The 24,098-nt window shown below is 69.9% G+C and carries 28 protein-coding genes; 11 read left to right on the top strand and 17 right to left on the bottom strand.

What is annotated here, in order from left to right; all coding sequences use genetic code 11:
* The coding region (locus tag AC3WQR_RS13945; RefSeq protein WP_492742417.1) for a PhoX family protein at window positions 1-944 on the top strand (944 nt) is incomplete at its 5' end.
* 39 nt (window positions 945-983) lie between these two features.
* Here AC3WQR_RS13945 and AC3WQR_RS13940 read toward each other — a convergent pair.
* Both AC3WQR_RS13940 and AC3WQR_RS13935 read right to left on the bottom strand, forming a co-directional pair.
* A complete protein-coding gene (locus tag AC3WQR_RS13940; protein WP_492742416.1) occupies window positions 984-1,235 on the bottom strand; it encodes a hypothetical protein in 252 nt (83 codons plus the stop codon).
* Window positions 1,236-1,254: 19 nt separating this feature from the next.
* Window positions 1,255-2,601, bottom strand: coding sequence for an NAD(P)/FAD-dependent oxidoreductase (locus tag AC3WQR_RS13935; RefSeq protein WP_492742415.1), 1,347 nt, complete (start codon window positions 2,599-2,601; stop codon window positions 1,255-1,257).
* A gap of 300 nt (window positions 2,602-2,901) precedes the next feature.
* Between AC3WQR_RS13935 and egtB the strand changes: the two genes are divergently transcribed.
* On the top strand, window positions 2,902-4,167 hold the full coding sequence (egtB, locus tag AC3WQR_RS13930) for an ergothioneine biosynthesis protein EgtB (protein WP_492742414.1): 1,266 nt from the start codon (window positions 2,902-2,904) through the stop codon (window positions 4,165-4,167).
* Window positions 4,168-4,193: 26 nt separating this feature from the next.
* Window positions 4,194-5,192, top strand: coding sequence for an L-histidine N(alpha)-methyltransferase (gene egtD, locus AC3WQR_RS13925; RefSeq protein ID WP_095747679.1), 999 nt, complete (start codon window positions 4,194-4,196; stop codon window positions 5,190-5,192).
* Between the two features lie 4 nt (window positions 5,193-5,196).
* Here egtD and AC3WQR_RS13920 read toward each other — a convergent pair whose 3' ends face one another.
* Genes AC3WQR_RS13920 through AC3WQR_RS13875 form a run of 10 tightly spaced genes read right to left on the bottom strand, consistent with a single transcriptional unit; the run spans window position 5,197 to window position 16,003 of the window.
* A complete protein-coding gene (locus AC3WQR_RS13920) occupies window positions 5,197-6,660 on the bottom strand; it encodes an NAD-dependent succinate-semialdehyde dehydrogenase (protein ID WP_070062531.1) in 1,464 nt (487 codons plus the stop codon).
* Between the two features lie 12 nt (window positions 6,661-6,672).
* On the bottom strand, window positions 6,673-7,944 hold the full coding sequence (gene gabT, locus AC3WQR_RS13915; protein WP_492742413.1) for a 4-aminobutyrate--2-oxoglutarate transaminase: 1,272 nt from the start codon (window positions 7,942-7,944) through the stop codon (window positions 6,673-6,675).
* A gap of 33 nt (window positions 7,945-7,977) precedes the next feature.
* The gene (locus tag AC3WQR_RS13910; protein ID WP_492742412.1) at window positions 7,978-9,024 is read right to left on the bottom strand and encodes an ABC transporter permease; all 1,047 of its coding nucleotides are present in this window, start codon (window positions 9,022-9,024) and stop codon (window positions 7,978-7,980) included.
* Window positions 9,021-10,529 carry a sugar ABC transporter ATP-binding protein gene (locus AC3WQR_RS13905; protein WP_492742411.1) on the bottom strand — a complete coding sequence of 503 codons (1,509 nt, stop codon included), beginning with the start codon at window positions 10,527-10,529 and terminating at the stop codon, window positions 9,021-9,023. Before AC3WQR_RS13905 ends, AC3WQR_RS13910 begins: the two co-directional genes overlap by 4 nt.
* Before the next feature lie 7 nt (window positions 10,530-10,536).
* Window positions 10,537-11,619, bottom strand: a complete 1,083-nt coding sequence (gene torT / locus AC3WQR_RS13900; protein WP_492742410.1) for a TMAO reductase system periplasmic protein TorT — start codon at window positions 11,617-11,619, stop codon at window positions 10,537-10,539.
* Window positions 11,620-11,671: 52 nt separating this feature from the next.
* Window positions 11,672-12,649 (bottom strand): 5-oxoprolinase subunit C family protein, encoded by a 978-nt coding sequence (locus AC3WQR_RS13895; RefSeq protein ID WP_492742409.1) that lies wholly within the window; start codon window positions 12,647-12,649, stop codon window positions 11,672-11,674.
* On the bottom strand, window positions 12,639-13,538 hold the full coding sequence (locus tag AC3WQR_RS13890; protein WP_492742408.1) for a 5-oxoprolinase subunit B family protein: 900 nt from the start codon (window positions 13,536-13,538) through the stop codon (window positions 12,639-12,641). The genes AC3WQR_RS13895 and AC3WQR_RS13890 overlap by 11 nt, the downstream gene beginning before the upstream one ends.
* Window positions 13,535-14,929: an acetyl-CoA carboxylase biotin carboxylase subunit gene (locus AC3WQR_RS13885; RefSeq protein WP_492742407.1), complete on the bottom strand. Its 1,395-nt coding sequence runs from the start codon at window positions 14,927-14,929 to the stop codon at window positions 13,535-13,537. Before AC3WQR_RS13885 ends, AC3WQR_RS13890 begins: the two co-directional genes overlap by 4 nt.
* Window positions 14,930-14,940: 11 nt before the next feature.
* A complete protein-coding gene (locus AC3WQR_RS13880; RefSeq protein WP_489058263.1) occupies window positions 14,941-15,189 on the bottom strand; it encodes an acetyl-CoA carboxylase in 249 nt (82 codons plus the stop codon).
* A 43-nt stretch (window positions 15,190-15,232) separates the two neighbouring features.
* Window positions 15,233-16,003 carry a 5-oxoprolinase subunit PxpA gene (locus AC3WQR_RS13875; protein WP_492742406.1) on the bottom strand — a complete coding sequence of 257 codons (771 nt, stop codon included), beginning with the start codon at window positions 16,001-16,003 and terminating at the stop codon, window positions 15,233-15,235.
* Window positions 16,004-16,237: 234 nt separating this feature from the next.
* Between AC3WQR_RS13875 and AC3WQR_RS13870 the strand changes: the two genes are divergently transcribed.
* The 4 genes from AC3WQR_RS13870 to AC3WQR_RS13855 all read left to right on the top strand — a co-directional run bounded on the left by AC3WQR_RS13870 (window position 16,238) and on the right by AC3WQR_RS13855 (window position 18,905).
* Window positions 16,238-17,164 carry a LysR family transcriptional regulator gene (locus AC3WQR_RS13870; protein ID WP_062477611.1) on the top strand — a complete coding sequence of 309 codons (927 nt, stop codon included), beginning with the start codon at window positions 16,238-16,240 and terminating at the stop codon, window positions 17,162-17,164.
* Window positions 17,165-17,303: 139 nt separating this feature from the next.
* Window positions 17,304-17,588, top strand: coding sequence for a DUF427 domain-containing protein (locus AC3WQR_RS13865; RefSeq protein WP_056579293.1), 285 nt, complete (start codon window positions 17,304-17,306; stop codon window positions 17,586-17,588).
* Complete coding sequence (locus tag AC3WQR_RS13860) at window positions 17,585-18,334, top strand: 2OG-Fe dioxygenase family protein (RefSeq protein ID WP_070062542.1); 750 nt, start codon at window positions 17,585-17,587, stop codon at window positions 18,332-18,334. The genes AC3WQR_RS13865 and AC3WQR_RS13860 overlap by 4 nt, the downstream gene beginning before the upstream one ends.
* 130 nt (window positions 18,335-18,464) lie before the next feature.
* The gene (locus tag AC3WQR_RS13855) at window positions 18,465-18,905 is read left to right on the top strand and encodes a universal stress protein (protein ID WP_056579296.1); all 441 of its coding nucleotides are present in this window, start codon (window positions 18,465-18,467) and stop codon (window positions 18,903-18,905) included.
* Here AC3WQR_RS13855 and AC3WQR_RS13850 read toward each other — a convergent pair.
* Entirely contained in the window at window positions 18,892-19,563 is a 672-nt protein-coding gene (locus AC3WQR_RS13850; RefSeq protein ID WP_492742405.1) for an RluA family pseudouridine synthase, read from the bottom strand. The two genes, AC3WQR_RS13855 and AC3WQR_RS13850, sit on opposite strands and share 14 nt — an antisense overlap.
* A gap of 128 nt (window positions 19,564-19,691) precedes the next feature.
* Between AC3WQR_RS13850 and AC3WQR_RS13845 the strand changes: the two genes are divergently transcribed.
* Entirely contained in the window at window positions 19,692-20,888 is a 1,197-nt protein-coding gene (locus AC3WQR_RS13845; protein ID WP_492742441.1) for an MFS transporter, read from the top strand.
* Between the two features lie 3 nt (window positions 20,889-20,891).
* On the opposite strand, the gene AC3WQR_RS13840 is transcribed toward AC3WQR_RS13845, so the two are convergent.
* The 3 genes from AC3WQR_RS13840 to AC3WQR_RS13830 are packed head-to-tail and all read right to left on the bottom strand — an operon-like array spanning window position 20,892 to window position 21,611.
* Window positions 20,892-21,176, bottom strand: a complete 285-nt coding sequence (locus tag AC3WQR_RS13840; protein ID WP_307696131.1) for a 2Fe-2S iron-sulfur cluster-binding protein — start codon at window positions 21,174-21,176, stop codon at window positions 20,892-20,894.
* A complete protein-coding gene (locus AC3WQR_RS13835; protein ID WP_070062546.1) occupies window positions 21,173-21,460 on the bottom strand; it encodes a VF530 family protein in 288 nt (95 codons plus the stop codon). Before AC3WQR_RS13835 ends, AC3WQR_RS13840 begins: the two co-directional genes overlap by 4 nt.
* Window positions 21,461-21,464: 4 nt before the next feature.
* Entirely contained in the window at window positions 21,465-21,611 is a 147-nt protein-coding gene (locus AC3WQR_RS13830) for a hypothetical protein (RefSeq protein ID WP_167395057.1), read from the bottom strand.
* Window positions 21,612-21,697: 86 nt separating this feature from the next.
* Here AC3WQR_RS13830 and AC3WQR_RS13825 point away from each other — a divergent pair, with 86 nt between their 5' ends.
* Both AC3WQR_RS13825 and AC3WQR_RS13820 read left to right on the top strand, forming a co-directional pair.
* Window positions 21,698-22,216, top strand: coding sequence for a GNAT family N-acetyltransferase (locus AC3WQR_RS13825; protein ID WP_062477596.1), 519 nt, complete (start codon window positions 21,698-21,700; stop codon window positions 22,214-22,216).
* 90 nt (window positions 22,217-22,306) lie between these two features.
* Entirely contained in the window at window positions 22,307-23,224 is a 918-nt protein-coding gene (locus AC3WQR_RS13820) for a DUF808 domain-containing protein (protein ID WP_095746193.1), read from the top strand.
* A gap of 25 nt (window positions 23,225-23,249) precedes the next feature.
* Here the strand turns inward: AC3WQR_RS13820 and AC3WQR_RS13815 are convergent, their stop codons facing one another.
* Complete coding sequence (locus AC3WQR_RS13815; protein WP_070062548.1) at window positions 23,250-23,465, bottom strand: hypothetical protein; 216 nt, start codon at window positions 23,463-23,465, stop codon at window positions 23,250-23,252.
* Between the two features lie 136 nt (window positions 23,466-23,601).
* Here AC3WQR_RS13815 and AC3WQR_RS13810 point away from each other — a divergent pair, with 136 nt between their 5' ends.
* Complete coding sequence (locus AC3WQR_RS13810; RefSeq protein ID WP_235926431.1) at window positions 23,602-24,036, top strand: hypothetical protein; 435 nt, start codon at window positions 23,602-23,604, stop codon at window positions 24,034-24,036.
* Window positions 24,037-24,098 lie beyond the last annotated feature (62 nt).

Raw genomic sequence — 24,098 nt, 5'->3', positions numbered from 1 at the left:
TGGATGGCGGGGCCGTCGCGCTCACCGACGACGGCCGCGCCGTGGTCTACATGGGCGAGGACTCGCGCTTCGAGTACATCTACAAGTTCGTGAGCCGCGACAAGGTCCGCCCCGGCGGCGCCGCCGCCAACCGTGAGCTGCTCGACCACGGCACGCTCTACGTGGGCCGCTTCGACGTCGACGGCACGGGCGAATGGCTGCCGCTGGTGCAGGGCAAGGGCGGGCTGGTGGCCGACAAGGGCTTCGCCACGCAGGGCGACGTGCTCATCAAGTCGCGCCAGGCCAGCGACATCCTCGGCGCGACGAAGATGGACCGCCCCGAGTGGACCACCGTCGATCCGCTGACGAAGGAGGTCTACTGCACGCTCACCAACAACAGCAACCGCGGCGCCCCGGGCGAGCCCTTCATGGACGCGGCCAACCCGCGCTCCAACAACACGATGGGCCAGATCATCCGCTGGAAGGAAAGCGGCGACCTCGACGCCACGAAGTTCGCGTGGAACCACCTCGTGTTCGCGGGCGACCCGAAGCAGACGCGCTACGAGGCGCAGGGCAACGTGAAGGGCGACGCCTTCGGCAGCCCCGACGGCCTGATGGTCGATGCGCGCGGCGTGCTGTGGATCCAGACTGACGTGTCGACCTCCACGCTTGGCAAGGGCGAGTACACGAACCTGCCCAACAACCAGATGCTGGCCTGCGACCCGACCAAGGGCGAGATCCGCCGCTTCCTGCTCGGCCCGGCCGGCTGCGAGATCACCGGCCTCACGGCCACGCCCGATCTGCGCACGCTGTTCATCAACATCCAGCACCCGGGCGAGCCGGCCAACGAGCGCAGCGACCCCGAGCGTCCGCTCGCCGTGTCGAAGTGGCCCGACGGCGCAGGCCGGCCGCGCTCGGCGACCGTGGTCATCACGAAGATCGACGGTGGGGTGATCGGCAGCTGACGCAGCCAAGAGGGCGCCTTGCGGGGCGCCCTCGGGCCTTCAGCAGTGGCCCGAGTACCAGCAGCGCATCTCGGGCATGAACAGGCCCCAGACGAAGCTGATCGCGCACACGACCAGCATCAGCAGCGCGAACATGCGCAGGCCCTCGGCGCCCCAGCGCGGCGCGAAGATGCTCACGAGAAAGCCCGAGAGAAAAGTGCCTTCGAGCCAGGCCGCGCCGCCCCAGCGCAGGATCCAGAGCCAGAACAGCGCATCGAGCGCATGAAAGACGACCCACCAGAGCAACGTCATCGCGCGGCGTGGGAAGTGCTTACGACTCGCTGCGGCCCTGCACGTCGGCCACCACGCGCGCGTTGCGCTGGAAGCTCCAGTAGGCGCTGGCCCAGTCCCACATCACGACCACGCGGTTGCGGAAACCGATGAGGAAGTACGCGTGCGCGAACAGCCAGAACAGCCACGCGGGCCGGCCGCTGAAGCGCAGCGGGCCGAAGGGCGTGCCCAGGTCGACCACGGCCGAGTTGCGGCCGATGGTGGCCAGGTTGCCATAGTCGGCGTAGCGGAATGGCACTGTGGGCTGGCCCGCCAGGCGGCGCAGGATGTTCGCCGCCGCCGCGCGGCCGGCCTGTTTGGCGCCGGGCGACACGCCGGGCACCGGCTTGGGCGGCTTGCCGGGCGCGTGGCTCATGGCGGCGGCCAGGTCGCCCACCACGCTGATCTCGGGATGGCCCGCCAGGCTCAGGTCGGGCTCGACCTTGATGCGGCCCGCGCGGTCGCACTCGACGCCCGTGGCATTGCCGAGCAGCCGGCCCAGCGGCGAGGCTGCGACACCGGCCGCCCACACCACGCAGCTGCTGGGAATGCGGTAGCTCTGCAGCGGCGCGCCGTCGGGGCCGCCGCCGGTCTGCACTTCGAGACCGGCGTTGTCGATGGAAGTGACACGCGCGTTCAGCCGCACCTCCACGCCGAGCCGTTCCAGCTGTTCGAGCGCCTTCTGGCTCAGGCTCTCGGGCATGGCCTGCAGCACGCGCGGGCCACCCTCGACCAGCAGCACCTGCGCGCTGCCGGGGTCGATGCGGCGGAACTCGCCCGCGAGCGTGTGCTTGGCGATCTCGGCCAGCGTGCCGGCCATCTCGACGCCTGTCGGCCCGGCGCCGATCACCACGAAGGTGAGCAGCGCGCGGCGGCGCTCGGGGTCGGCGGTGGTCTCGGCCGTCTCGAAGGACATCAGCACGCGGCGGCGGATCTCGAAGGCGTCGGCCAGCGTCTTCAGGCCCGGCGCGGCAGGCGCCCATTCGTCGTGCCCGAAATAGCTGTGCGTGGCGCCGGCCGCCACGATCAGGTGGTCGTAGGCCACCTGGCTGCCATCGGCCAGCTGCACCGTGCGCGCGGCCGGGTCGATGCCCGTCACCTCGGCCAGCAGCGTGGTCACGTTGGCCTGCTTGCGGAACAGGGCGCGCACCGGCGCCGCGATCGACGGCGCCGCGAGCCCGGCGGTCGCCACCTGGTACAGCAGGGGCTGGAACAGGTGGTGGTTGGTCTTGTCGATCACCGTCACATCGACGTCGGCCCGCTGCAGCTTGCGCGCTGCCTCGAGTCCGCCGAAACCGCAGCCGATGATGACAACGTGGGGCCTGGCCGAAGGAGAGGGGGTTTGCATCGCCCGGATCATACGCAGCGGGCCGAGGCCGTTGCCCACAGGACGGGCGCTTGCGGCGGCGAGGCGGCGGCGTCTTGTCCTACGTGCTTTTGTCGCCCGGATGGGCTAAAACTTCCCGCTGACCTGAGAAGGTGTGAACGAACCCGCCATGCCCGCTCATCCCGCGCAGACGCGCGCCCTCGGCGTTGCAAATGCTCGCCGCAGCCCGAGCTGCGACTGCGCTTTGCGCCTTGATGGCACACGCCTGCGCGGGCCGCTCGGACACGGCGGATTCATTCACACCTTCGAACTGGAGACACCATGACGTTTTCCCGGCCGATCGCCCCCGTGGCGAGCGCCTTGCGCGAGCAATTCCGCACGGTGCGCGCCGCCAGCGTGGCGCTGGCCGCGCCGCTGTCCGCCGAGGACCAGTGCATCCAGTCGATGCCCGACGCCAGCCCGACCAAGTGGCACCTGGCGCACACGACGTGGTTCTTCGAGACCGTGCTGCTGCAGCCGCATGCGGCGGGGTACCAACCCTTCGATGCGCGTTTTCATTACCTCTTCAACTCCTACTACGAGGCGCTTGGGCCGCGCCACCCGCGGCCGCAGCGTGGCCTGCTCACGCGGCCCTCGCTCGACGAAGTGCACGCCTACCGCCGCCATGTCGACGAGGCGGTGCTCGCGCTGCTCGCGGCGCCGGAGGCGCTCGACTGGGCGGCCATCGAGGCGATCGTCGCGCTGGGGCTGAACCACGAGCAGCAGCACCAGGAGCTGCTGCTCACCGACATCCTGCATGCGCTGTCGTGCAACCCGCTGCTGCCGGCCTACAGGCCCGCGAGCGGCCCCGCGCGGCGCCTGGCCGCCGTGCCGGCCGAGGTGCGCTGGCTGGAACAGCCGGGCGGCACGGTCGAGGTGGGGCATGCGGGCGAAGGCTTCTGCTTCGACAACGAGACGCCGCGCCACGCCGCCTTGCTGCGCCCCTATGCCATCGCCGACCGGCTCGTGAACTGCGGCGACTACGCGCAGTTCATCGCCGACGGCGGCTACCGGCGGCCCGAGCTGTGGCTGTCCGACGGCTGGGCCACGGTGCAGGCCCAAGGCTGGCGCCACCCCGCCTACTGGCTCGAGGCCGACGACCCGCGCATCGCCACCCTCGGCGCGGGCGGCGGCCCTGCTGCGACTGGTGGCTGGCAGGTGTTCGGCCTGCACGGCGTGCGGCCGATGGAGGCCGACGCGCCCGTGTCCCAGCTGAGCTTCTACGAGGCCGCCGCGTACGCCGAATGGGCCGGCGCGCGGCTGCCCACCGAGTTCGAATGGGAGGCCGCCTTCGACGCGTCCGGCATCGCGCAGATGAGCGGCCACGTCTGGCAATGGACGCGCTCCTCGTACGACCCGTACCCGGGCTTTCGTCCGTTGCCCGGCATCGCGGCCGAATACAACGGCAAGTTCATGGTGGGCCAGCTGGTGCTGCGCGGCGGCAGCGTGGCCACGCCGGCCGGCCACACGCGTCCGAGCTACCGCAATTTCTTTCCGCCGGCGGCACGCTGGCAGTTCTCGGGGCTGCGGCTCGCGAAAGACCTTTGACCGACACCTCGATGGAGCCGAGCACCATGCGCAATCCGACCGCCCCGTTCGCCCTCGCCAGCCACCTGCAGCGACAGGAAGCAGCGACCCCGCCCGACACCGCCCCGTGGTCCGAGTTCGGCCGCGCCATGCAGGCCGGCCTGGCACGCACGCCGCGCCACATCTCGCCCAAGTTCTTCTACGACGTGGCCGGCTCGCAGCTGTTCGACCGCATCTGCGAGCTGCCCGAGTACTACCCCACGCGCACCGAGCTGGGCATCCTCGGGGCCTGCGCCGGCGAGATCGCCGCGCAGATCGGGCCGAACGCCGAGATCGTCGAGTTCGGCGCTGGCTCGCTCACCAAGGTGCGGCTGCTGCTCGATGCGCTCGAATCACCCAAGCGCTATCTGCCGATCGACATCTCGGGCGAGCACCTCGAAGCCGCGGCGGCGCGCCTGAAGGCCGACTACCCGGCGCTCGCGGTGCAGCCCATCGCGGCCGACTACACCATGCCGCTCGTGCTGCCCGCGCCCCTGGCCGGGGCGGGCCGGCGCGTGGGTTTCTTCCCGGGCTCGACCATCGGCAACTTCGAGCCCGACGAGGCGCTGGCGTTCCTGCAGCTCGCGGCGCGCATGCTGCGCGGCGGCGGCCTGCTGATCGGTGTCGACCTGGTGAAAGACCCCGACCGGCTGCACGCGGCCTACAACGACGCGCAGGGCGTGACGGCGGCGTTCAACCTCAACCTGCTGCGGCGCGCGAACGCCGAGCTGTCGGCCGACTTCGACCTCGACGGCTTCTCGCACGCGGCCTTCTACAACGCGCCGATGCGCCGCATCGAGATGCACCTCGTGAGCCGGCGCGCGCAGAGCGTGCAGCTGCGCGGCGAGCGCTTCTCGTTCGAGGAAGGCGAGACCCTGCACACCGAGTACTCGCACAAGTTCACCGTCGAAGGCCTGCAGGCCCTGGCGGTGCGCGCGGGCTTCCGCGTCGGGGCGGTGTGGACCGACCCCGAGCGGCTGTTCAGCGTGCACTGGCTGCTGAGCTGATTCGCTAGCTGTCCAGCCCCGCCAGGCACACGTACTTCACCTCGAGGAAGTCGTCGAGCCCGTACTTCGAGCCCTCGCGCCCCAGCCCCGATTGCTTGACGCCGCCGAACGGCGCCTCGGCCGTGGACACCAGCCCGGTGTTCACGCCCACGATGCCCGATTCGAGTGCCTCGGCCACGCGCATGATGCGGCCGATGTCGCGGCTGTAGAAGTACGCGGCCAGGCCGAACTCGGTGTCGTTGGCCGCGGCGATGGCCTCGGCCTCGGTGTCGAACGCGAAGATCGGCGCCAGCGGGCCGAAGGTTTCCTCGCGCGCGAACAGCATGTCGGGCGTGGCGCCGCCGATCACGGTCGGTTCGTAGAACAGGCCGCCCAGCGCATGGCGCTTGCCGCCCGCGAGCACGGTGCCACCCTTGGCGACGGCGTCGGCCACGTGCTCCTCGATCTTCTCGACCGCCTTGGCGTCGATCAGCGGGCCCTGGTTGACGCCGGCCTCGGTGCCGTTGCCGACCTTCAGCGCGTTGACCTTGGCCACCAGCTTCTGCGTGAAGGCCTCGAGCACGCCGCGCTGCACATAGAGGCGGTTGGCGCACACGCAGGTCTGGCCGGTGTTGCGGTACTTGGAGACCATCGCGCCTTCGACGGCCGCATCCACGTCGGCATCGTCGAACACGATGAAGGGCGCGTTGCCGCCGAGTTCGAGCGACAGCTTCTTGATGGTGTCGGCCGACTGCTTCATGAGCGTGCGGCCCACCTCGGTCGAACCCGTGAAGGTGAGCTTGCGCACGATGGGGCTGCGCGTCATCTCGCCGCCGATCTGGCTGGCCGAGCCGGTGAGCACCGACAGCAGGCCCTTGGGCACGCCCGCGCGTTCGGCCAGCACGGCAAAGGCCAGCGCCGAGAACGGCGTCTGCGTGGCCGGCTTCACGACCATGGCGCAGCCGGCCGCGAGCGCGGGCCCGGCCTTGCGCGTGAGCATGGCGGTGGGAAAGTTCCAGGGCGTGATGGCGGCGGTGACGCCCACGGGCTGCTTCAGCGCCAGGATGCGGCGGTCGGCCTGCGGCGCGGGAATGGTGTCGCCGTACACGCGGCGCGCCTCTTCGGCGAACCACTCGATGAACGAGGCGGCGTAGGCGATCTCGCCGCGGCTCTCGGCCAGGGGCTTGCCCTGCTCGGTGGTCATGATCAGCGCGAGGTCGTCCACGTTCGCCAGCATCAGGTCGTTGAGCTTGCGCAGGATGGCCGAGCGTTCCTTGGCGGGCACCTTCGCCCACGCCTTCTGCGCCTTCTCGGCGGCGGCGATGGCGCGCACGGTTTCCTCGGTGCCGCACATGGGCACGGTGCCGATCTGCTCGCCGGTGGCGGGGTTGGTGACGGCGACGGTGGTGCCGTTGTCGGCATTCACCCAGGCGCCGGCGATGCAGGCCTGCTGGCGCAGCAGGGTCGGGTCTTGGAGTTTCAGTGGCATGGGTGGTTTGTCTCAGGCTTGCAATGCGGCGGCGAGGATGTCGAGGCCTTCGCCGAGCACCGCGTCTTCGATGGTCAGGGGGAACAGGAAGCGGACCACATTGGCGTGCACGCCGCAAGTCAGCAGCAGCAAACCCGCGTCGCGCGCTCGGGTTTGCACCTGCTTCGTGAACTCGGGGTCGGGCGCGCCGTCGGCCCCGGCGAACTCGACCGCCACCATCGCGCCCAGGCCGCGCACGTCCGCGATCTGCGGCACCTTCGCGCGCAGCCCTTCCAGGCGCGCCTTGAGCCGGTCGCCCAGTATTTGCGCGCGCTCGCACAGGCGTTCGTCCTCGATCACGTCGAGCACCGCATGCGCGGCCGCGATGGCCAGTGCGTTGGCGGCGTAGGTGCCGCCGAGCCCGCCGGGCGCGGGCGCGTCCATGATCTCGGCGCGGCCGCACACGGCCGACAGCGGCGTGCCGCCGGCCAGGCTCTTGGCCATCGTCATGAGGTCGGGCACCACGTCGTAATGATCCATGGCAAACCACTTGCCGGTGCGCGCGAAGCCGGTCTGGATCTCGTCGGCGATCAGCAGGATGCCGTGGCGGTCGCAGATCTCGCGCAGCGCGCGCATGAAGGCGGGCGGCGCGGCGTAGAAGCCGCCTTCGCCCTGCACCGGCTCCAGGATGATGGCCGCCACCTGCTCGGGCTCGATGTCGGCCTTGAACAGCTTGTCGATGGCGCGCAGCGAATCGTCCACCGACACGCCGTGCAGCGCGATCGGCGCGGGCACGTGGAAGATGCTGCCGGGAAAGGGCCCGAAGCCGGTCTTGTACGGCACCACCTTGCCCGTGAGCGCCATGCCCATGAAGGTGCGGCCGTGAAAGCCGCCGCCCAGCGCGATCACGCCGGGCCGGCGCGTGGCGGCGCGCGCGATCTTGATGGCGTTCTCGACCGCCTCGGCGCCGGTCGTGAAGAAGGCGGTCTTCTTGGCGTGCGTGCCGGGCGTGAGGCGATTCAGGCGCTCGGCCAGCGACACCACGCTTTCGTACGGCACCACCTGGTAGGCCGTGTGGGTGAAGCACTCGAGCTGCGCGCGAATGGCCTCGACCACGCGCGGATGCCGGTGGCCGGTGTTGAGCACGGCGATGCCCGAGCCGAAGTCGATGTAGCGCCGGCCTTCGACGTCCCACAGCTCGGCGTTGAGCGCGCGCTCGGCATAGATGGGAAAGCCGATGCCGACGCCGCGCGGCGTGGCGGCGATGCGGCGCGCGTCGATGGCGGCGTTGGTCCTGGATGTCATGAGATTCCTTCGTTGCTTGTGTTGGTTGGAGGCTCAGTGGCTGCCCGGCGCCACCATGCGATGGCGGATCTGGTCGGCGACCACGGCCACGATCAGCAGGGCGCCCAGCACCACCATTTGCAGGTACGAGCCCACGCTGGCCAGGTTCATGCCGTTCTGCACCAGGCCGATGAAGATCGCGCCCATCACCACGTTGGGCACGCGGCCGATGCCGCCGCGCAGGCTCACGCCGGCGATCACGCAGGCGGCGATCGATTCGAGCGCCACGGTGCCGCCGAGGTTGGCCTCGCCGGTTTCCACGCGCGCCGTGAGCAGCAGGCCGCTCACGGCCGCCAGGCCCGCGCACAGCAGGTAGGCCATGAGCAGCACGCGGCGCGTGTCGATGCCCGACAGCGCCGCGGCCTTGGCGTTGCCGCCCACCGCGAGCAGGTGCGTGCCGGTCGGCAGGCGGCCCATGAGCAGGCCCATGCCGGCCACGCACACGGCCGTCACGAAGATCGGCACCGGCACGCCGAGCACGGTGCCGAAGCCGAACAGCTCGCTGAACTGCGCCGGCATGCCCGACACCGGCACGCCGCCCGTGAGGAACAGCGCGAAGCCGAAGCCGATCGACTGCACGCCCAGCGTCACGATGAAGGGCGACACGCCGATCACCGCCACGCCGAAGCCGTTGACCAGGCCCACCACCAGCCCGGCGAGCATCCCGCAGGCGCAGCCCACGAGCACCACCATCCAGGCCGCGTCGGGAAAGGCCGCGCCCAGCGCCTGCATGGCAAGCGCCGAGACCACCGAGGTGATCGCCATCACCGTGCCCACCGAGAGGTCGAAGCCGCCGGTGACCAGCGCCAGCATCTGGCCCAGCGACACGAGGATGAGGTAGACCGACTGGCGCAGCAGGTTCACCAGGTTCTGTACCGTGAGGAACTGGTCGGACAGCGTGGCGAACACCACGCAGGCGATCACCAGCATGAAGGGGAGCACGCCCAGGCGCAGGAAGAGGCTGCGCAGCAGGCCGAGGGCGCGCCCGGCGAGGCCGGGCGTGGGGGCCGCCGGGGCGGCGGTGAGGGAAGGCGAAGTCATGAGGAGGGGTTCTCGCTGGGGCCGAAAAACAGGTTGAGCACGGCGGTTTCCTGGATGGCGTCGCCATGCAGCTCGCCGGCGATCTCGCCACGGCACATCACGTACACGCGGTGGCTCAGGTGCAGCACCTCGGGCAGGTCGGACGAGATCACGACCACCGCGGCGCCGCCTTCGCAGAGCTTGCGGATCACCTCGTACAGCGCGCTGCGGGTGCCGACGTCCACGCCGACCGTGGGCTCGTCGAACACGTAGAGCGCGGCGTCGCGCGTCATGCCCTTGCCGAACAGCACCTTCTGCTGGTTGCCGCCCGAGAGCAGGCCCACGGGCCGTTCGAGGTTGCGCGGCGCGAGCTCGACGCGCTCGGCGGCGGTCGTCGAAAGCCGCCGGCCGAGGCGCTTGCGCAGCCAGCCGCCGCGCCCGCGCAGCGGCCCGTGCACGAGGGGCAGGGTGATGTTGGCGCGCGAGGTGAAGCCGAGCACCAGCCCTTCGCCCTTGCGGTCCGGCGGCAGGTAGAACAGGCCCTCGTCGAGCAGCTGGCGCACCGTCGCGCCGGTGCGCGGCCGGCCCTTGAACAGCACGCGGCCTTCGCTCACGGGGTCGAGGCCGTAGATCGCGCGGAACAGTTCCGACTTGCCGCAGCCCACGAGGCCCGCCAGCCCGACCACTTCGCCGCGCCGCACGGTGAGGCTGGCGTGGCGCACGCCGTTCGGCGAGGCCAGCCCTTCGACCTGCAGCACCACCTCGCCGGGGTTGGCCGTGATGCGCGGGTAGATGTTGTCGATGGCGCGCCCGCTCATCAGCTCGATGAGCCGGTCGGCGCTGGTCGCGTGCGCGTCCACCGTCGTGACCTTGCGCCCGTCGCGCAGCACCGTGATGCGGTCGGCGATCTGCGCGATCTCCTGCATGCGGTGCGAGATGTAGACGATGCCCACGCCGCGTGCCTTCAGCCGCGCCACCAGCTCGAACAGGCGCTGCGTCTCGGTGTCGGTGAGCGAGGCGGTGGGTTCGTCGAGGATCAGTACCGACACCTCGCCGCGCAGGCCCTTGGCGATCTCCACCATCTGCTGCTGCGCGCGCGTGAGGCCCGCCACGGGCGCGTCGACGTCGATCTCGAAGCCCAGGTCGGCCAGCATCGTGCGGGCGCGTTCGCGCACCGCCGCGCGGTCGAGCAGGCCGCCCTGGCACGGCTCCTCGCCCAGGCTCAGGTTCTGCGCCACCGACAGCGTGGGGATCAGCGAGAACTCCTGGAACACCGCGCTGATGCCGTGGCGCCGCGCGTCGTGCACGTTGGCGAACTTCACCGGCGCGCCGTGCATGCGGATCTCGCCCGCCGTCGGCACGTTGGCGCCGGCCAGCAGCGAGATCAGCGTGGACTTGCCGGCGCCGTTTTCGCCGAACAGCACATGCACCTCGCCGGCGCGCAGCTCGAAGTCCATCGCATCGAGCGCGAGCACGCCGGGGTAGCGTTTGCCCAGGCCGAGGGTCTGCAGCAGCACGGAAGCCATGGCCGGCCTACTTGACCTCGAACACCGGCTTGAAGCCGGTCGGCGGCAGGATGTCGGCCTGCTTCACGGTCTTGATGTTGCCGCTGTCAACCACGAAGATCTTCGGGCCGACGTGCTTCACGACGTCCTTGTTCTCGAGCAGGCGCACGGCCTGGTCGACCGCGATGCGGCCCTGGATCACCATCGAGTCGGCCGGCGCGGCCACGATGCGGCCCTTCTGGATGCCTTCGTAGACGCCCGGCGTCATGTAGAACGAGAGCACCTGCACCTTCTTGTCGAGGTTGCGTGCGCGCAGGATGCCGGTGGCGGCCTCGGCGGTCACTGCCGTGCCGGCGACGTAGGCGAGGTCGGGGTTGCCCTGCAGCACGTCTTCGACCAGCTTGGCCTGGGCCTCCTTGCCGGTGTCGCCGTACTTGGGGTCGAGCACCGTCACGGCGCTGCCCTTGATCGCTTCCATGAAGCCCTTGTGCGCGGCCTCGACCCAGCCCGCGCCGGCGGGGCCGGGGAACCAGCCGACCTTCACCGGCGGCGAACCCGCGGGGTGCTTCTTGGCGAGGTACTCGCCGGTCGATTGGCCCATGGTGTAGAACGAAACGAGCGACTTGGCCGACAGGTCGGGCGAGCTGATGCCGTTGACCAGGTCGATCACCGGCACCTTCTTCGCGGCCGTGGCCTTGATGACGTTGTTGAGCCCGTCGCCCGAGATCGCGCCGATGACCACCGCGTTGGCGCCGCGCGCCACGCAGTCCTCGATCTGCGAGACCTGCTTGCCCAGGTTGGTGTAGCCGCCCGCGTCGACCACCTGCAGCTTCACGCCCAGGCGGCGCGCTTCTTCGATCACGCCGTAGTCCACGCCGAGCCAGTAGGCGTCCTTCATGTGCGGGAACGACACGCAGATGTCCCACTTCTTCGACGCCTTGGCCAGCGGCGTGTAGTCGATGGGTTTCTTCGTGCCCTCGGCCGAGAAGGCGGGCTCGGTGGCCTCGGCCTTGTAGGGAAACCAGTCGGCGGCCGAGGCCGGGGCGTGCCACGCCAGGGCGGTGGCGAGCGAAGCGGCGATCAATGAAACGCGCAGGGGCGAGCTGTTCATGAAGAACTCCTTGGGTGACAGCGGTGAAGAAAAAGGGGAGGGCGGGCGCGCGTCAGGCGGCGAGCGCGGCCCGCAGGCGGGCGAGCCGTCGTCGGCGTTCGGCGCGGGCTTCGAGCGCCTGCGCCATGTCGACCTCGACGAAGCGCGCCTTGTGGTTGGGCTGCATCTGGGCGATGAGGTCCATGTCGGCGCTGATGACGGTGCCGACCATCGCGTAGCCGCCGCCCGACACCGCATCGCGGTGCAGGATGATCGGCTCGCGCCCGCCCGGCACCTGGATGGAGCCGTACGGGTAGCCCGCGTCGACGATGTTCGACGGGTCGTCGCCCGCGCCGAAGGGCGGCGTGCGCTCCTGGAATTTCAGCGGCGTGCCGTGCTTGTAGCGGTAGCCGATGCGGTCGGCCTCGGAGCCGACGGTCCAGGTGTCGGCGAAGAAGCTGTGCACCGACACCTCCTGCAGGCGATGGAAGTAGATGCCCGGCAGCACGCGCAGGGCCACTTCTTTTTCGAGCACCGGCAGCAGCGCGGCATCGACCGTGCGGCCCGCGCGGGCGTTGGCCGAAGGCGTGCCCACGGGCAGCGTGTCGCCGGCCAGCAGCTTGCGGCCGTTGAAGCCGCCGAACGCGCCCAGGCCGTAGGTCGAGCGGCTGCCCAGCACCACCGGCACGTCGATGCCGCCGGCCACGGCGATGCACATGCGCGCGCCGAGCTTCATGAAGTCGAAGCTCAGCTTGTCGCCGGCCTGCACCGCGAACGAGGTGTTGCGCGGCGCTTCGTTGCCGTTGAGCTTGATCTTCGCGTCGGCGCCGGTCACCGCCACCAGCGCGGGGGCGTCGAACTGCAGCTCGGGCCCGAGCAGCGTGCTTTCGATGACGGCCGCGCCTTCGTCGTTGCCCACCAGGAGGTTCGCGAGCACCAGGCTTTGCTGGTCGAGCGCGCCCGACAGCGGAATGCCCAGGTGGTAGTAGCCGGGGCGGCCGGCGTCCTGCACGCTGGTCGCGAGGCCGGGCTTGAGCACGTCAATCGCCATGGAGCACCTTCAGCAGTTGTTGGTTGTAGCCATCGGGGTCGGCCAGGAAATCGTTGAGCGAGAACGACACCGGCGCGATGCGCAGCGCGTAGGTGCCGGCGTCGACCTGCGCCACCTGGCGGTCGTACTCGGCGCGATCGATGGGTTTCCACTTGACGATGTCGCCGGGCTGGAAGAACACCATCAGGTCCTTCAGGTACGACAGCCGCTGGGCCGGATCGAAGATCGGCGCGGGCGTGACGCCGAACATCTGGTAGCCGCCCGCGCCGCGCACCGAGTAGATGCAGCTGAAGCAGCCGCCGTGGCCCAGCGTGAGCTTGGGCGTGTCGGTGCGCGGGCTCAGGTACTTGGGCACCTGGATCTGGCGCTGGCGCTCGACCATCTGGAACAGGAAGGGCAGGCCGGCCACGAAGCCGACCATCGACACGAACCACGGCGCCGACGAGTGCGCTTCGATGAAGGCCTCGACCGAGGCGTGGCCGTTGATGCGCGCGGCGTACTCGATGTCGGTGCTCGACGGGTCCTGGTGGCGCTCGCGAAAACGCATCAGCGTCTCGTGTGTCCACGGGTCGTTGTAGAGCACCGGGATCTCGACGATGCGCGTCTGCATCTGCAGGTCGGCATCGCCCAGGCCCGCTTCGATCTCCTTCAGCGTGGCGAGCAGCGCGTCGGGCGCGATCGCATCGGGGTCGAAGCGCACGAGGTAGGCGGCGTTGGCCGGGCAGATCTCGGTCACGCCGGGCAGGGCGCGGCGGCGCAGCTCGTTGCAGATGGCCATGCCCTTGAAGAAGGCGGGCAGCGACATCTCTTCGCTGATCTCGACGAACAGGTGCTCGTCGCCGCCGAAGCTGTAGCGGGCTTGCGGGGGGAGGGTGCTTGCAGCGGTCATGCGGCCACCTTCAACATGGGAGGCGCGTCGGCGAGTGGATTCGCCGCGAGCCAGGTTTCGAGAAAGCCGGTATGGAACGCGGCCTTGGCGACATCCGCGTCCTCGCACAGCGCGCGGTGCAGTGGGATCGTCGTATGGATGCCTTCGACCTGCAACTCGCCGAGCGCGCGCCGCATGCGGGCCAGGGCACTGTCGCGGTCGGTGTCGTGCACGATGAGCTTGCCGAGCAGCGAGTCGTAGTACGCGGGCACGGTGTAGCCGGGGAACAGGAAGGTGTCGAAGCGCACGCCGGGGCCGCCCGGCACCACGAGCTGCGACACGAGGCCGGGGCTCGGCATGAAGTTCTTCGCCGCGTTCTCGGCGTTGATGCGCACCTCGATGGCCGCGCCGGTCAGGCGGATGTCTTCTTGCTTCAGACGCAGCGGCTGGCCCAGCGCGATGCGCAGCATTTCCTTCACGAGGTCGACGCCGGTGACCATCTCGGTGATCGGGTGCTCGACCTGGATGCGCGTGTTCATCTCGATGAAGAAGAACTCGCGCGTGTCGTCGTCGTACAGGTATTCGAGCGTGCCCGCGCCGCGGTAGGCCACGGCGCGCGCGAGGCGCAGTGCCGATTCGCACAGCGCGGCGCGCGTGGCCTCGCTGATGGCGGCCGAAGGCGCTTCTTCCCACACCTTCTGGCGGCGCCGCTGCAGCGAGCATTCGCGCTCGAAGCAGTGCACCACGCGCTCGCCGTCGCCAAGAATTTGCACCTCGATGTGGCGCGCCTGGCGGATGAAGCGTTCGAGGTACACCTCGCCGTTGCCGAAGGCCGCATGCGCTTCGGCGGTGGCGGTGGCGAACTGCTGGCGCAGCTCGGCCTCGTCGTGCGCCACGCGGATGCCGCGCCCGCCGCCGCCGGCCGAGGCCTTGATCATGATCGGGTAGCCGATGTCCTTGGCCACTTCGACGGCGGTGTCCGGGTCGGTTACCACGCCCGCGCTGCCGGGCACGGTGGGCACGCCGGCGCGCAGGGCGGCGGCGCGTGCCGCGGCCTTGTCGCCCATGGTGCGGATCGCATGCGGCGTCGGGCCCACGAACACCAGGCCCGCGGCCTCGACGCGCTCGGCGAAGGCTGCGTTCTCCGAGAGAAAACCGTAGCCAGGGTGCACCGCGCCGGCGCCGCTGTCGGCGGCGGCCTGCAGGATCGCGTCGATGCTCAGGTAGCTCTTGGTGGCGTGCGCCGGGCCGATGCGCACGGCCTTGTCAGCCATGCGCACGGCGAGGCTCTGCGCGTCGGCGTCGCTGTAGACGGCGACGGTCTTCAGCCCCAGCTCTTTCGCGGCGCGGATGATGCGCACCGCGATCTCGCCCCGGTTGGCGACCAGCAGTGTGTCGAATGCGGCGGTCATGGGCAGTTGCCTCAGGCCGTTTCGATGACGGCCAGCAGCTGGCCCGGGTCGACCGGCTCGCCGTTCTCGACGGCGAAGCGGGCCAGGCGCCCGGCCGCGTCGGCCGTGACTTCGCTGAACTGCTTCATCACCTCGACCAGGCCGAGCACGTCGCCCACGGCCACGGTGTCGCCTTCGGCCTTGAACGGCGGCGCGTCGGGCGCCGAGCGGCGGTAGAAGGTGCCCGGCAGCGGGCTCAGGACGTCATGGGTAGCGGGCATCGGTGCACTCCTGGAACAAGATCAGAAACAAGAAAGAAAACGCTCAGGCCGCCAGGCCCGCAACTTCGATGCCGTGGTCGGCCAGCGCGCGCCGCGTGGCCTGCACCAGCGCGAGCGCGCCGGGCGTGTCGCTGTGGATGCAGACCGAGTCGAAACCGATCGCCACGTCCTGGCCGTCGACCGTGCGCACCACACCCTCGGTGCAGGCGCGCAGCACCTTGGCGGCCACGGCCTCGGGGTCGAGCGCGCCGACGCGGCGCGTGAAGACGATGGAGCCGCTCAGGTCGTAGTCGCGGTCGGCATAGAACTCGCGCACCACCGGCTGGCCGAGTTCGCGCGCCACCTGGAAGGTGACGGACGATTCCATGCAGAACAGGCGCAGCGTCGGTTCGATCTGCTGCAGTGCGGTGACGAGGGCGCGCGACAGCGCCTCGTCGCGCGCCGCATGCATGTACAGCGCGCCGTGCGGCTTGATGTGCTGCAGCGTCATGCCGGCCAGGCGCGCGAACTCGCGCAGCGCACCGAGCTGGTAGACCATGTCGTTCACGAGCTCGTCGGCCGGCGCGGTGATGTGGCGGCGCCCGAAGCCCACGAGGTCGCGAAAGCCCGGGTGCGCGCCGATGCCCACGCCGTGTTCGCGGGCCAGCAGCACCATCCTGCGCATGATGTTCGGGTCGCCGGCATGGAAGCCGGTTGCGATGTTGGCCGAGCTGATCAGCGGCATGAGCTGCTCGTCCACGCCGTCGCCGATGGTCCAGGGGCCGAAGCCTTCGCCCATGTCGGAATTCAGATCGATCCGCGTTGTCTTCGTCACGTCGTCCCGCCTTTGTGTGGTGCGCATCGCCAAGGGGGCGGTGCAGGTTGGCGCGAAGGTTAGCCAGCAGTCGAAAGGCCGAAAAGCATTGTTTTCAGGCGGTCCGATATCTGAAAAACAGATGCTGCAAGCGGCTGGATTGGGCGCTACGCTGGAGGGAAGCGATCGCGCGGTATCGGGTTTTCGCCCGAGGCGGGCAGCGCGTATCCGTAAATACCCTAGGAAGACGGCGCCATGTCCCTGACCCTTCGCCAGCTCAAGTACTTCTCGGCGGTGGCCGAGGTGGGGCGCATCTCGCACGCGGCGCTGCAGCTGAACATCTCGCAGTCGGCCGTGACCACCGCCATCCGCGAGCTCGAGGAGCTGATGGGGCAGCAGCTCTTCGAGCGGCACCCGCACGGCGTGGAACTCACCAAGGCCGGGCGCCGCTTCCTGAGCCACGCCTACGCGGTGCTGTCGGCGGCCGACGAGGCGGTGCGCATGCCGCACGAAGGCGAGAACGTCGAGGGCTCGCTCACCATCGCGGCCAGCTACACGGTGCTGGGCTACTTCCTGCCGCACCACTTGCAGCGCTTCGAGCAGCTGCATCCGCAGGTGACGGTGAAGGTGCACGAGGTGGCGCGCGAGGCCATCGAGGAGGGCCTGATCACGCAGCGCTACGACATCGGCGTGGTGCTCACCTCGAACGTGGTGCTGCGCGAGCTGTCGCTCGAAACCTTCTTCGGTTCGCAGCGCCGGCTGTGGGTGCCGGCCAAGCACCCGCTGCTGGACAAGGCCGAGGTGACGCTGGCCGACGTGGCGGCCGAGCCCTACATCATGCTCACGGTCGACGAGGCCGCGGCCACCGCGCTCAAGTACTGGAGCAAGACGCCGCACCAGCCGCAGATCCGGCTGCGCACGAGTTCGGTGGAGGCCGTGCGCAGCACGGTGGCCAACGGGCTGGGTGTGACGGTGCTGTCGGACATGGTCTACCGCCCGTGGTCGCTGGAAGGCAAGCGCATCGAGACCATCAACCTGCGCGACGCGGTGCCCACGATGAACATCGGGCTGGGGTGGAAGCAGGGCGTGGAGTTTTCGCCGGCGATGACGGCGTTCCGCAACTATTTCCGGCAGCTGTTTCTCGAGCCGGCCTCGGGGCGCACGGGGCGCGGCCGCGCCTGACGCCGCAGGGGAAACCCTGCCGGCATCGGGCCGGGATGACCCGGCGCAAGGAAAGCACGTCGCGCCAGCGTCACAATAGCCGCTGTCCCGAGCGCGCAATGCGGCATCGGCACCTTGCACCTCCCCGGAGATCGATCCCATGAAAGCAACCTGGAACGGCGTCACCATCGCCGAAAGCGACGACACCGTGCTCGTCGAAGGCAACCACTACTTCCCGATGAGTTCGCTCAACCGCGACGTGGTCACCTTCAGCAACCACAAGACCACCTGCCCGTGGAAGGGCTCGGCGAACTACTACTCGCTGCTGGTCAACGGCGAGCTGCATGCCGACGCCGCCTGGTACTACCCCGACCCGAAGCCCGAAGCCGAGGAAATCCGTGACCGCGTCGCGTTCTGGAAGGACGTGAAGGTCAGCGCCCAGTGAGCACCGCCGCCTTCGCTCCCCCGTTCACGCCGCCGGCCGAACTGGCCGGGGCGCTGCGCGAGCACGGCTACGCGGTGCTCAGCCCGCAGGGCGTGTGCGACTGGCTCGGCGTGCCGCTGGCGCAGCTCGAGGCGCTGCACGCCGACTGGAACGACCTGCCGCCCGACGAGTACCTGAAGGACGGCGGGCGTTACCGCACGCGCCGCCACGCCTGCTTCACGGTCGAGGCCGACGCCACGCTGGCGCAGGTGCCGCACCGCGCGCACTGGCAGCCGGTTGAATACAACGCGCTGCATGGCGGCATGCAGCGCTGGTTCGCGCCGATGCTCGACGCCACGGTGGCGCAGCCCGTGTGGCAGCGGCTGATGCAGCAGCTCGGCCAGGTGAGCAGCGACATGCGCGGCGCACCGCAGCGCTGGTTCGTGGAAGCGCACCAGTTCCGCATCGACACCGCCGGCGGCATCGGCCGCCCGACGCCCGAAGGCGCGCACCGCGACGGTGTCGACCTGGTGGCGGTGGTGCTGATCGGGCGCCAGGGCATCAAGGGCGGCGAGACGCGCGTGTTCGAGGCCAACGGCCGGCGCGGCGAGCGCTTCACCATGACCGAGCCGTGGACGCTGCTGCTGCTGGACGACGCGCGCGTGATCCACGAATCGACGCCGATCCAGCCGCTGGAAGAGGGCGGCGATGGCTGGCGCGACACGCTGGTGGTCACCTGCCGGTCTGAGGGTTTTCAGGGGGATTGAGACGCCTGCGGACTTCGCTGGTCGGAGTCCTACAGGGCGGGTTCTGCATAGCGGTTAAATTCGGGGCCCGACCCGGTGCGAACCGGGTCCGTCAGTCTGTCTGTCTGCGAACGCTAAGCGAGGTCCCGCCATGTTCAATCACATCCTGGTCCCCATCGACGGCTCCGAAACTTCCATGCTCGCGGTCAGCAAGGCCAGCGGTCTCGCCCTGGCCTTCGGCAGCCGCATCACGCTGATCCACGTGATCGACAACTACCCCTTCATCGGCGTGGGCGCGGACTATGCGCTCGGCCAGAACGAATACCTCGCGGCGGCCACCGCCAGCGCCAACGCGGCGCTCGCACGCGGCGTGGCCGCCCTGGCGGCCGAAGGCCTGCACAGCGACCAGCGCGTGATCGACGGCCACGTGGTGCACGAAGGCATCGTGGACACCGCCATCGCCATCGCTGCCGACCTGATCGTGATGGGCTCGCACGGCCGCAGCGGCATCGAGAAACTGCTGCTCGGCAGCGTGACGCAGCGCGTGCTGCAGGACGCCACCATGCCGGTGCTCGTCGTCAAGGGCCGCTGAGCACGAAGCCCGCCGCACGCTCGAAGTGCAACGGCTCCCGCGTCGCGGGATGCACGAACCCCAACTCCCTGGCATGCAGCAGCAGGCGCGGCGCGCGTGCCTGCAGCGCGGCGTCGCCGTACAGCGCATCGCCCAGGATCGGGTGCCCGATCGACAGCAGGTGAACGCGCAGCTGGTGTGAGCGGCCGGTGAGCGGCTCCAGCAGCACGTGCGTGGCCGCAGGGCCGCCCGGCGGCGACACGCTGGCCAGCGCGCGCCAGCGCGTGAGGCTGGGCTTGCCAGCCGGGTCGATCTTCTGCAGCGGCCGGCGCGGCCAGTCGGCCATCAGCGGGGCGTCGATGAGCGACCAGTCATCGCGCTGCGGCATCACGCCGTCGACCACGGCTTCGTAGCGCTTGTGCACCTCGCGGTCGGCGAAGGCCGCGCTCAGGGCGCGCTGCATCTCCAGGCCGCGCGCCATCACCACCAGGCCGCTGGTGCCCATGTCGAGCCGGTGCACGATGAGCGCGTCGGGCCACTGGCGCTGGGCGCGCGCGCTCAGGCAGTCCTGCTTGTCCTCGCCGCGCCCGGGCACGCACAGCAGGCCGGCGGGCTTGTCGAGCACCAGCAGGTGGGCGTCTTCGTGAACGGGGAGCAGGTCGGGCGGCGAAACGGTCATGGGGACAGCGAGTGTAGAGAGGCTCAGAAAGCCGGAAGTAGGCTGGGCTATCCTCGACCGATATGCCCGGCGCCGCTTCTCCTCCCTTGTCTCCCACGTTCACCGACCTGAGGCGCGAGCGCCCCTTCATGCAGCTGTGGGTGGCGCGCCTGTTCGGCACCGCCGCCTCGCAGATGATGCTCGTGGCCATCGGCTGGCACATGTACGAGCTGACCGGCAGCGCGTGGGACCTGGGCCTGGTCGGCCTGTACCAGTTCGTGCCCGCGCTGCTGCTCGCGCTGCTGGCCGGCCACGTGGTGGACCGGCACCACCGGGGCCGCATCGTGGCGGTGTGCTTCGCGGTGCAGGGCACCGTGGCACTGGCGCTGCTGTTCGCGGTGCTGCACAAGAACGACACGCGTGGGCTGCTGCTCGGGCTGTCGCTGGTGCTGGGCGCGGTGCGCGCCTTCCAGATGCCGGCGCAGCAGGCGCTCACGCCGCTGCTGGTGCCGCCGCTGCTGCTGTCGCGCGCGATGGCGTTCAGCTCGGCCGGCATGCAGGGCGCGATCATCGGCGGGCCGGCGCTCGGCGGTCTGCTGTTCGTGGCGGGCATGGCGGTGGTCTACGGCGCGAGCGTGCTGTGCTTCGCGGTGGCCTGCGTGCTGGTGCTGCGGCTGCGCTACGACCACGCGCCGGCCGCGCGCGAGCCGGTCACCTTGGCCACGGTGTTCGCGGGCGTCAATTTCATCTGGCAGCGCAAGCCGGTGCTGGGCGCGGTGTCGCTCGACCTGTTCGCCGTGCTGCTGGGCGGCGCCGTGGCGCTGCTGCCGATCTATGCCAAGGACATCCTGCACACCGGCCCCTGGGGCCTGGGCCTGCTGCGCAGCGCGCCGGCGGTGGGCGCGCTGGTGATGTCGATCGCGCTCACGCGCCGGCCGGTCGAGCGCAACGTGGGGCGCACCCTGCTGCTGGCCGTGGGGGCGTTCGGGCTGTGCATGGTGGTGTTCGGGCTGTCGAAGAGCTTTCTCGTCTCGCTCATCGCGCTCGCGGTGTCGGGCGGTGCCGACATGGTCAACGTCGTGATCCGCCAGACGCTGGTGCAGCTGGAAACGCCCGACGCCATGCGCGGGCGGGTGAGCGCGGTCAACTCGATCTTCATCGGAGCGAGCAACCAGCTCGGCGAATTCGAGTCGGGCGCCACGGCGGCGCTGCTGGGGCCGGTCGGCTCGGTGGTGCTCGGCGGCGTGGGGACGATGCTGGTGGCGCTGACGTGGTTCCGGCTGTTTCCGTCGCTGGCGCAGCGCGACCGGCTGGTGGTCGCGGCACCGGCTTCGGCGCGGTCCTGATCCTCAGTCGAAGAGGGCGCGGGCCTGCGGCACGTCGAGCGTGAGGTCGCTCTGCGCCACGGCCACGCAGGGAAGAATCCAGCCGTCGATCTTTTCGTCGAAGCTCAGGCCCGGCCATTCGATGAGGTGGCGGCTCTCGCCGGAGAGCCGCTGGCAGATGCAGGTGCGGCAGGTGCCGTTGCGGCACGAACTGGGCAGCTCGATGCCGGCCGCCTCCGCCGCATGCAGCAGCGTGACGCCCGCCTCGGCCTCGAATTCGAGGCCCGACGGTTCGAGACGGACCTTCATCGCGCGGGAGGTTCTTGCTGCTGTTGTTGTTCGCGGCGTTGCTCGCGCAGCATGAAGAGGTACAGGCTCTCGACCTTGTCGCGTGCCCAGGGGGTCTTGCGCAGGAACTTGAGGCTGGAACCCACGCTGGGCTCGCTGATGAAGCAGCGGATCGGCACCAGGTGCCCCAGCTGCTCCCAGCCGTAGTAATCGGCCAGCGCGGTCACGATGGCCTCCAGCGTGAGGCCATGCAACGGGTTGCGCGGCTGCGCCGGCTTGGGGGCGGGCGCGGGGACGTCGGTCACTCGGTCACTTGTTCTTGAGCTTGCCGCGCGGAATCACCGCCGTGGTGACGGTGCGCACGGGCTCGATGCCGCCGGTGGGGGCCTTCGGCGGCGAGGTGTCCTTCTTCGGTTTCTTCGCTTCCTTGTTGGTGCGTTGCTGACCCTTGGCCATGTGCTTTCTCCAGTTGATACGTGCGGATGCCGGAGGAGTTTAGCGGTGCGGCGACAATAGCCGGTTCCACACGTTTTTCCGCTTTCATGTCCGATTACGAAGTTCGCCCCGCCACGATGCGCGACGCCAAGGCCGTCGCCGAAGTCCATGCCCTGTCCGCCAAGGCTGCCTACGAAGGCATCCTGTCCGAAGACGACCTGCGCGTGCTGGCCCCCGCCTCGCGCGAGGCCAAGTGGCGCGAGGCCATCGAATTCAGCGAACCCCAGGTCCATGTGGTGACGCACGGCAGCGAGATCGTCGGTTTCGTGGGCTTCGACCGCTCGCGCGACCCCAAGACGCCGCCCACCACGGGCGAGATCTGGGCCATCTACGTCAAGCCCGAGCACTGGGGCAAGGGCGCCGGCGTGGCCCTGTGGGACGCCGCCCGCGAAGGCCTGGCCGAAGAAGGCTGCACCACGGTCACCATCTGGGTGCCGCTGCGCAACGACCGCGCTATGCGCTTCCACGAACTCGCCGGCTTCAAGCGCGAGATGAAGACGGCCAAGACCACCGCACTGGGCACCGTCCGCGTCGAAGAAATCCGCCTGAAGCGCGCGGTGGACTGATCCACCCCCGGATGCCGCGTACGGTCTTCACCGGCGCGGCCATCGGCTGCGGATAAGCTCGCCGCTTCTTCCACAGCCTGACTTTCGCCCATGGCCACCAGCCTGCTCCTGCTGCTCGACGACATCGCCACCGTGCTCGATGACGTCTCCGTCCTCACCAAAGTTGCTGCCAAGAAGACCGCCGGGGTGCTCGGCGACGACCTGGCGCTGAACGCGCAGCAGGTCACCGGCGTGCGCACCGAGCGCGAGCTGCCGGTGGTGTGGGCCGTGTGCAAGGGCTCCCTCGTCAACAAGGCGATCCTGGTGCCGGCCGCACTGGCCATCGGCACCTGGCTGCCCTGGCTGGTGACGCCGCTGCTCATGGTGGGCGGTGCGTTCCTGTGCTTCGAGGGCGCCGAGAAGCTGGTCCACAAGTTCCTGCACAAAAAGGAGCACGAGGCCGACACCGCGCGCCACCAGAAGGCCGTGGCCGACACCACGGTCGACGTGGTCGCGGTCGAAAAAGACAAGATCAAGGGCGCGGTGCGCACCGACTTCATCCTCTCCGCCGAAATCATCGCCATCACGCTGGGCACCGTGCAGGGCCAGCCGTTCACGACGCAGCTCAGCGTGCTGGTCGGCATCGCGCTGATCATGACGGTGGGCGTCTACGGCCTCGTGGCCGGCATCGTGAAGCTGGACGACGCGGGCCTGTACCTGAGCCAGCGCAGCAGCGCGGCGGCGCGCGCCCTGGGCCGCGGCATCCTGGCGGCGGCGCCGTGGCTCATGAAGGGCCTGTCGGTGGCCGGCACGGCCGCCATGTTCCTCGTGGGCGGCGGCATCCTGGTGCACGGCGTGCCGGCGTTCGGCCATGCGGTCGAAGACTGGGCCAAGGCCACGGGCGGCGTGTTCGGCACGCTGGGCTCGATGGGCGTCAACGCCGTCGTGGGCATCGTGGCCGGCGCCGTCGTGCTGGCCGTGGTGGAACTCGTCGGCAAGCTGCGCGGCAAGAAGGCGGCGGCGCACTGAGCGCCTGCTGACCTTGCGGCCGGGCTCAGCGCTCCGGCTTGCCGCGCTGGAACAGGCCGACACCGACCAGCGCCACCCCCAGCGCGAGCGCGAACCAGCCGACGAGGTACGCGCCGGCCACCATCTCGAACCAGCGCGTGCCCTGCAGGAAGCGCGGCCCCAGCAGCACGGCGACGCCGATCAGGAGGCAGAGGATGCCGCGCTCGATGGTGCGCAGCTGTCGTTGGGGGCGTCGGGCCATGGGGGTCTTTGCAAGGGAAAACGGAAGCGGCCATTGTCCCGCGCCGCGCGGGCAGGCCGGTGGCCACCGCAAAACGTCGCGTGCGCGCATCGCTCGGTGCGCAAAAATGCTTCCAAACGTTGCAGAATCGCAGGCCATGCCATACCGCCACCTGCCCACCGGTTCCGCCTTCTTCCTTCCGTTGCGACGCGCCTGCGTGGGCGCCTCGCTGGCCGTGATGGCCGCCACGGCCTTCGCGCAGCCGCAGCCCGACCCCGCCGGTTTTCCGATGGACTCGGTCGGCTACCTCAACGAGGAGCTGCCGCGCATGGAAGCGGCCATCGCGGCGAAGGACCGCAGCTTCTTCCTCGGCGCGATGACGCGCATGGTGCAGTTCTCCGAGCGCTGGGGCTTCAAGGCCAAGGCCAACCCCGAGCTGGCCGCCTACCCGATGTGCACGGCGGCCGTCATGGACTACGCGGTGGTCGGCATGTGCCGGCTGAACCCCGCCGACGACGCCTGCGAGCCGGGCCTGGCGCCGCGTTTCGATGCGAACGTGAAGCGCTGCCGCGAGCTGGCCGCGCAAAAATAGGCCTCCGGCCTTTCGTCCTTCCTCTCACCGAACGAAGTCCTCGCGCCATGGCCGTGCGTGCG

The sequence above is a fragment of the Variovorax sp. FW305-3-2-15-B-LB1 genome (assembly GCF_058787635.1).
This window is presented reverse-complemented; position numbering and strand designations above follow the sequence as displayed.

Bases quoted from the DNA above. Each gene is read 5' to 3' on its own strand.
- AC3WQR_RS13940 (WP_492742416.1), bottom strand. From the start codon at position 1,235: ATGACGTTGCTCTGGTGGGTCGTCTTTCATGCGCTCGATGCGCTGTTC.
- AC3WQR_RS13935 (WP_492742415.1), bottom strand. From the start codon at position 2,601: ATGCAAACCCCCTCTCCTTCGGCCAGGCCCCACGTTGTCATCATCGGC.
- egtB (WP_492742414.1), top strand. From the start codon at position 2,902: ATGACGTTTTCCCGGCCGATCGCCCCCGTGGCGAGCGCCTTGCGCGAG.
- egtD (WP_095747679.1), top strand. From the start codon at position 4,194: ATGCGCAATCCGACCGCCCCGTTCGCCCTCGCCAGCCACCTGCAGCGA.
- AC3WQR_RS13920 (WP_070062531.1), bottom strand. From the start codon at position 6,660: ATGCCACTGAAACTCCAAGACCCGACCCTGCTGCGCCAGCAGGCCTGC.
- gabT (WP_492742413.1), bottom strand. From the start codon at position 7,944: ATGACATCCAGGACCAACGCCGCCATCGACGCGCGCCGCATCGCCGCC.
- AC3WQR_RS13910 (WP_492742412.1), bottom strand. From the start codon at position 9,024: ATGACTTCGCCTTCCCTCACCGCCGCCCCGGCGGCCCCCACGCCCGGC.
- AC3WQR_RS13905 (WP_492742411.1), bottom strand. From the start codon at position 10,529: ATGGCTTCCGTGCTGCTGCAGACCCTCGGCCTGGGCAAACGCTACCCC.
- torT (WP_492742410.1), bottom strand. From the start codon at position 11,619: ATGAACAGCTCGCCCCTGCGCGTTTCATTGATCGCCGCTTCGCTCGCC.
- AC3WQR_RS13895 (WP_492742409.1), bottom strand. From the start codon at position 12,649: ATGGCGATTGACGTGCTCAAGCCCGGCCTCGCGACCAGCGTGCAGGAC.
- AC3WQR_RS13890 (WP_492742408.1), bottom strand. From the start codon at position 13,538: ATGACCGCTGCAAGCACCCTCCCCCCGCAAGCCCGCTACAGCTTCGGC.
- AC3WQR_RS13885 (WP_492742407.1), bottom strand. From the start codon at position 14,929: ATGACCGCCGCATTCGACACACTGCTGGTCGCCAACCGGGGCGAGATC.
- AC3WQR_RS13880 (WP_489058263.1), bottom strand. From the start codon at position 15,189: ATGCCCGCTACCCATGACGTCCTGAGCCCGCTGCCGGGCACCTTCTAC.
- AC3WQR_RS13870 (WP_062477611.1), top strand. From the start codon at position 16,238: ATGTCCCTGACCCTTCGCCAGCTCAAGTACTTCTCGGCGGTGGCCGAG.
- AC3WQR_RS13865 (WP_056579293.1), top strand. From the start codon at position 17,304: ATGAAAGCAACCTGGAACGGCGTCACCATCGCCGAAAGCGACGACACC.
- AC3WQR_RS13855 (WP_056579296.1), top strand. From the start codon at position 18,465: ATGTTCAATCACATCCTGGTCCCCATCGACGGCTCCGAAACTTCCATG.
- AC3WQR_RS13850 (WP_492742405.1), bottom strand. From the start codon at position 19,563: ATGACCGTTTCGCCGCCCGACCTGCTCCCCGTTCACGAAGACGCCCAC.
- AC3WQR_RS13845 (WP_492742441.1), top strand. From the start codon at position 19,692: ATGCAGCTGTGGGTGGCGCGCCTGTTCGGCACCGCCGCCTCGCAGATG.
- AC3WQR_RS13840 (WP_307696131.1), bottom strand. From the start codon at position 21,176: ATGAAGGTCCGTCTCGAACCGTCGGGCCTCGAATTCGAGGCCGAGGCG.
- AC3WQR_RS13830 (WP_167395057.1), bottom strand. From the start codon at position 21,611: ATGGCCAAGGGTCAGCAACGCACCAACAAGGAAGCGAAGAAACCGAAG.
- AC3WQR_RS13825 (WP_062477596.1), top strand. From the start codon at position 21,698: ATGTCCGATTACGAAGTTCGCCCCGCCACGATGCGCGACGCCAAGGCC.
- AC3WQR_RS13820 (WP_095746193.1), top strand. From the start codon at position 22,307: ATGGCCACCAGCCTGCTCCTGCTGCTCGACGACATCGCCACCGTGCTC.
- AC3WQR_RS13815 (WP_070062548.1), bottom strand. From the start codon at position 23,465: ATGGCCCGACGCCCCCAACGACAGCTGCGCACCATCGAGCGCGGCATC.
- AC3WQR_RS13810 (WP_235926431.1), top strand. From the start codon at position 23,602: ATGCCATACCGCCACCTGCCCACCGGTTCCGCCTTCTTCCTTCCGTTG.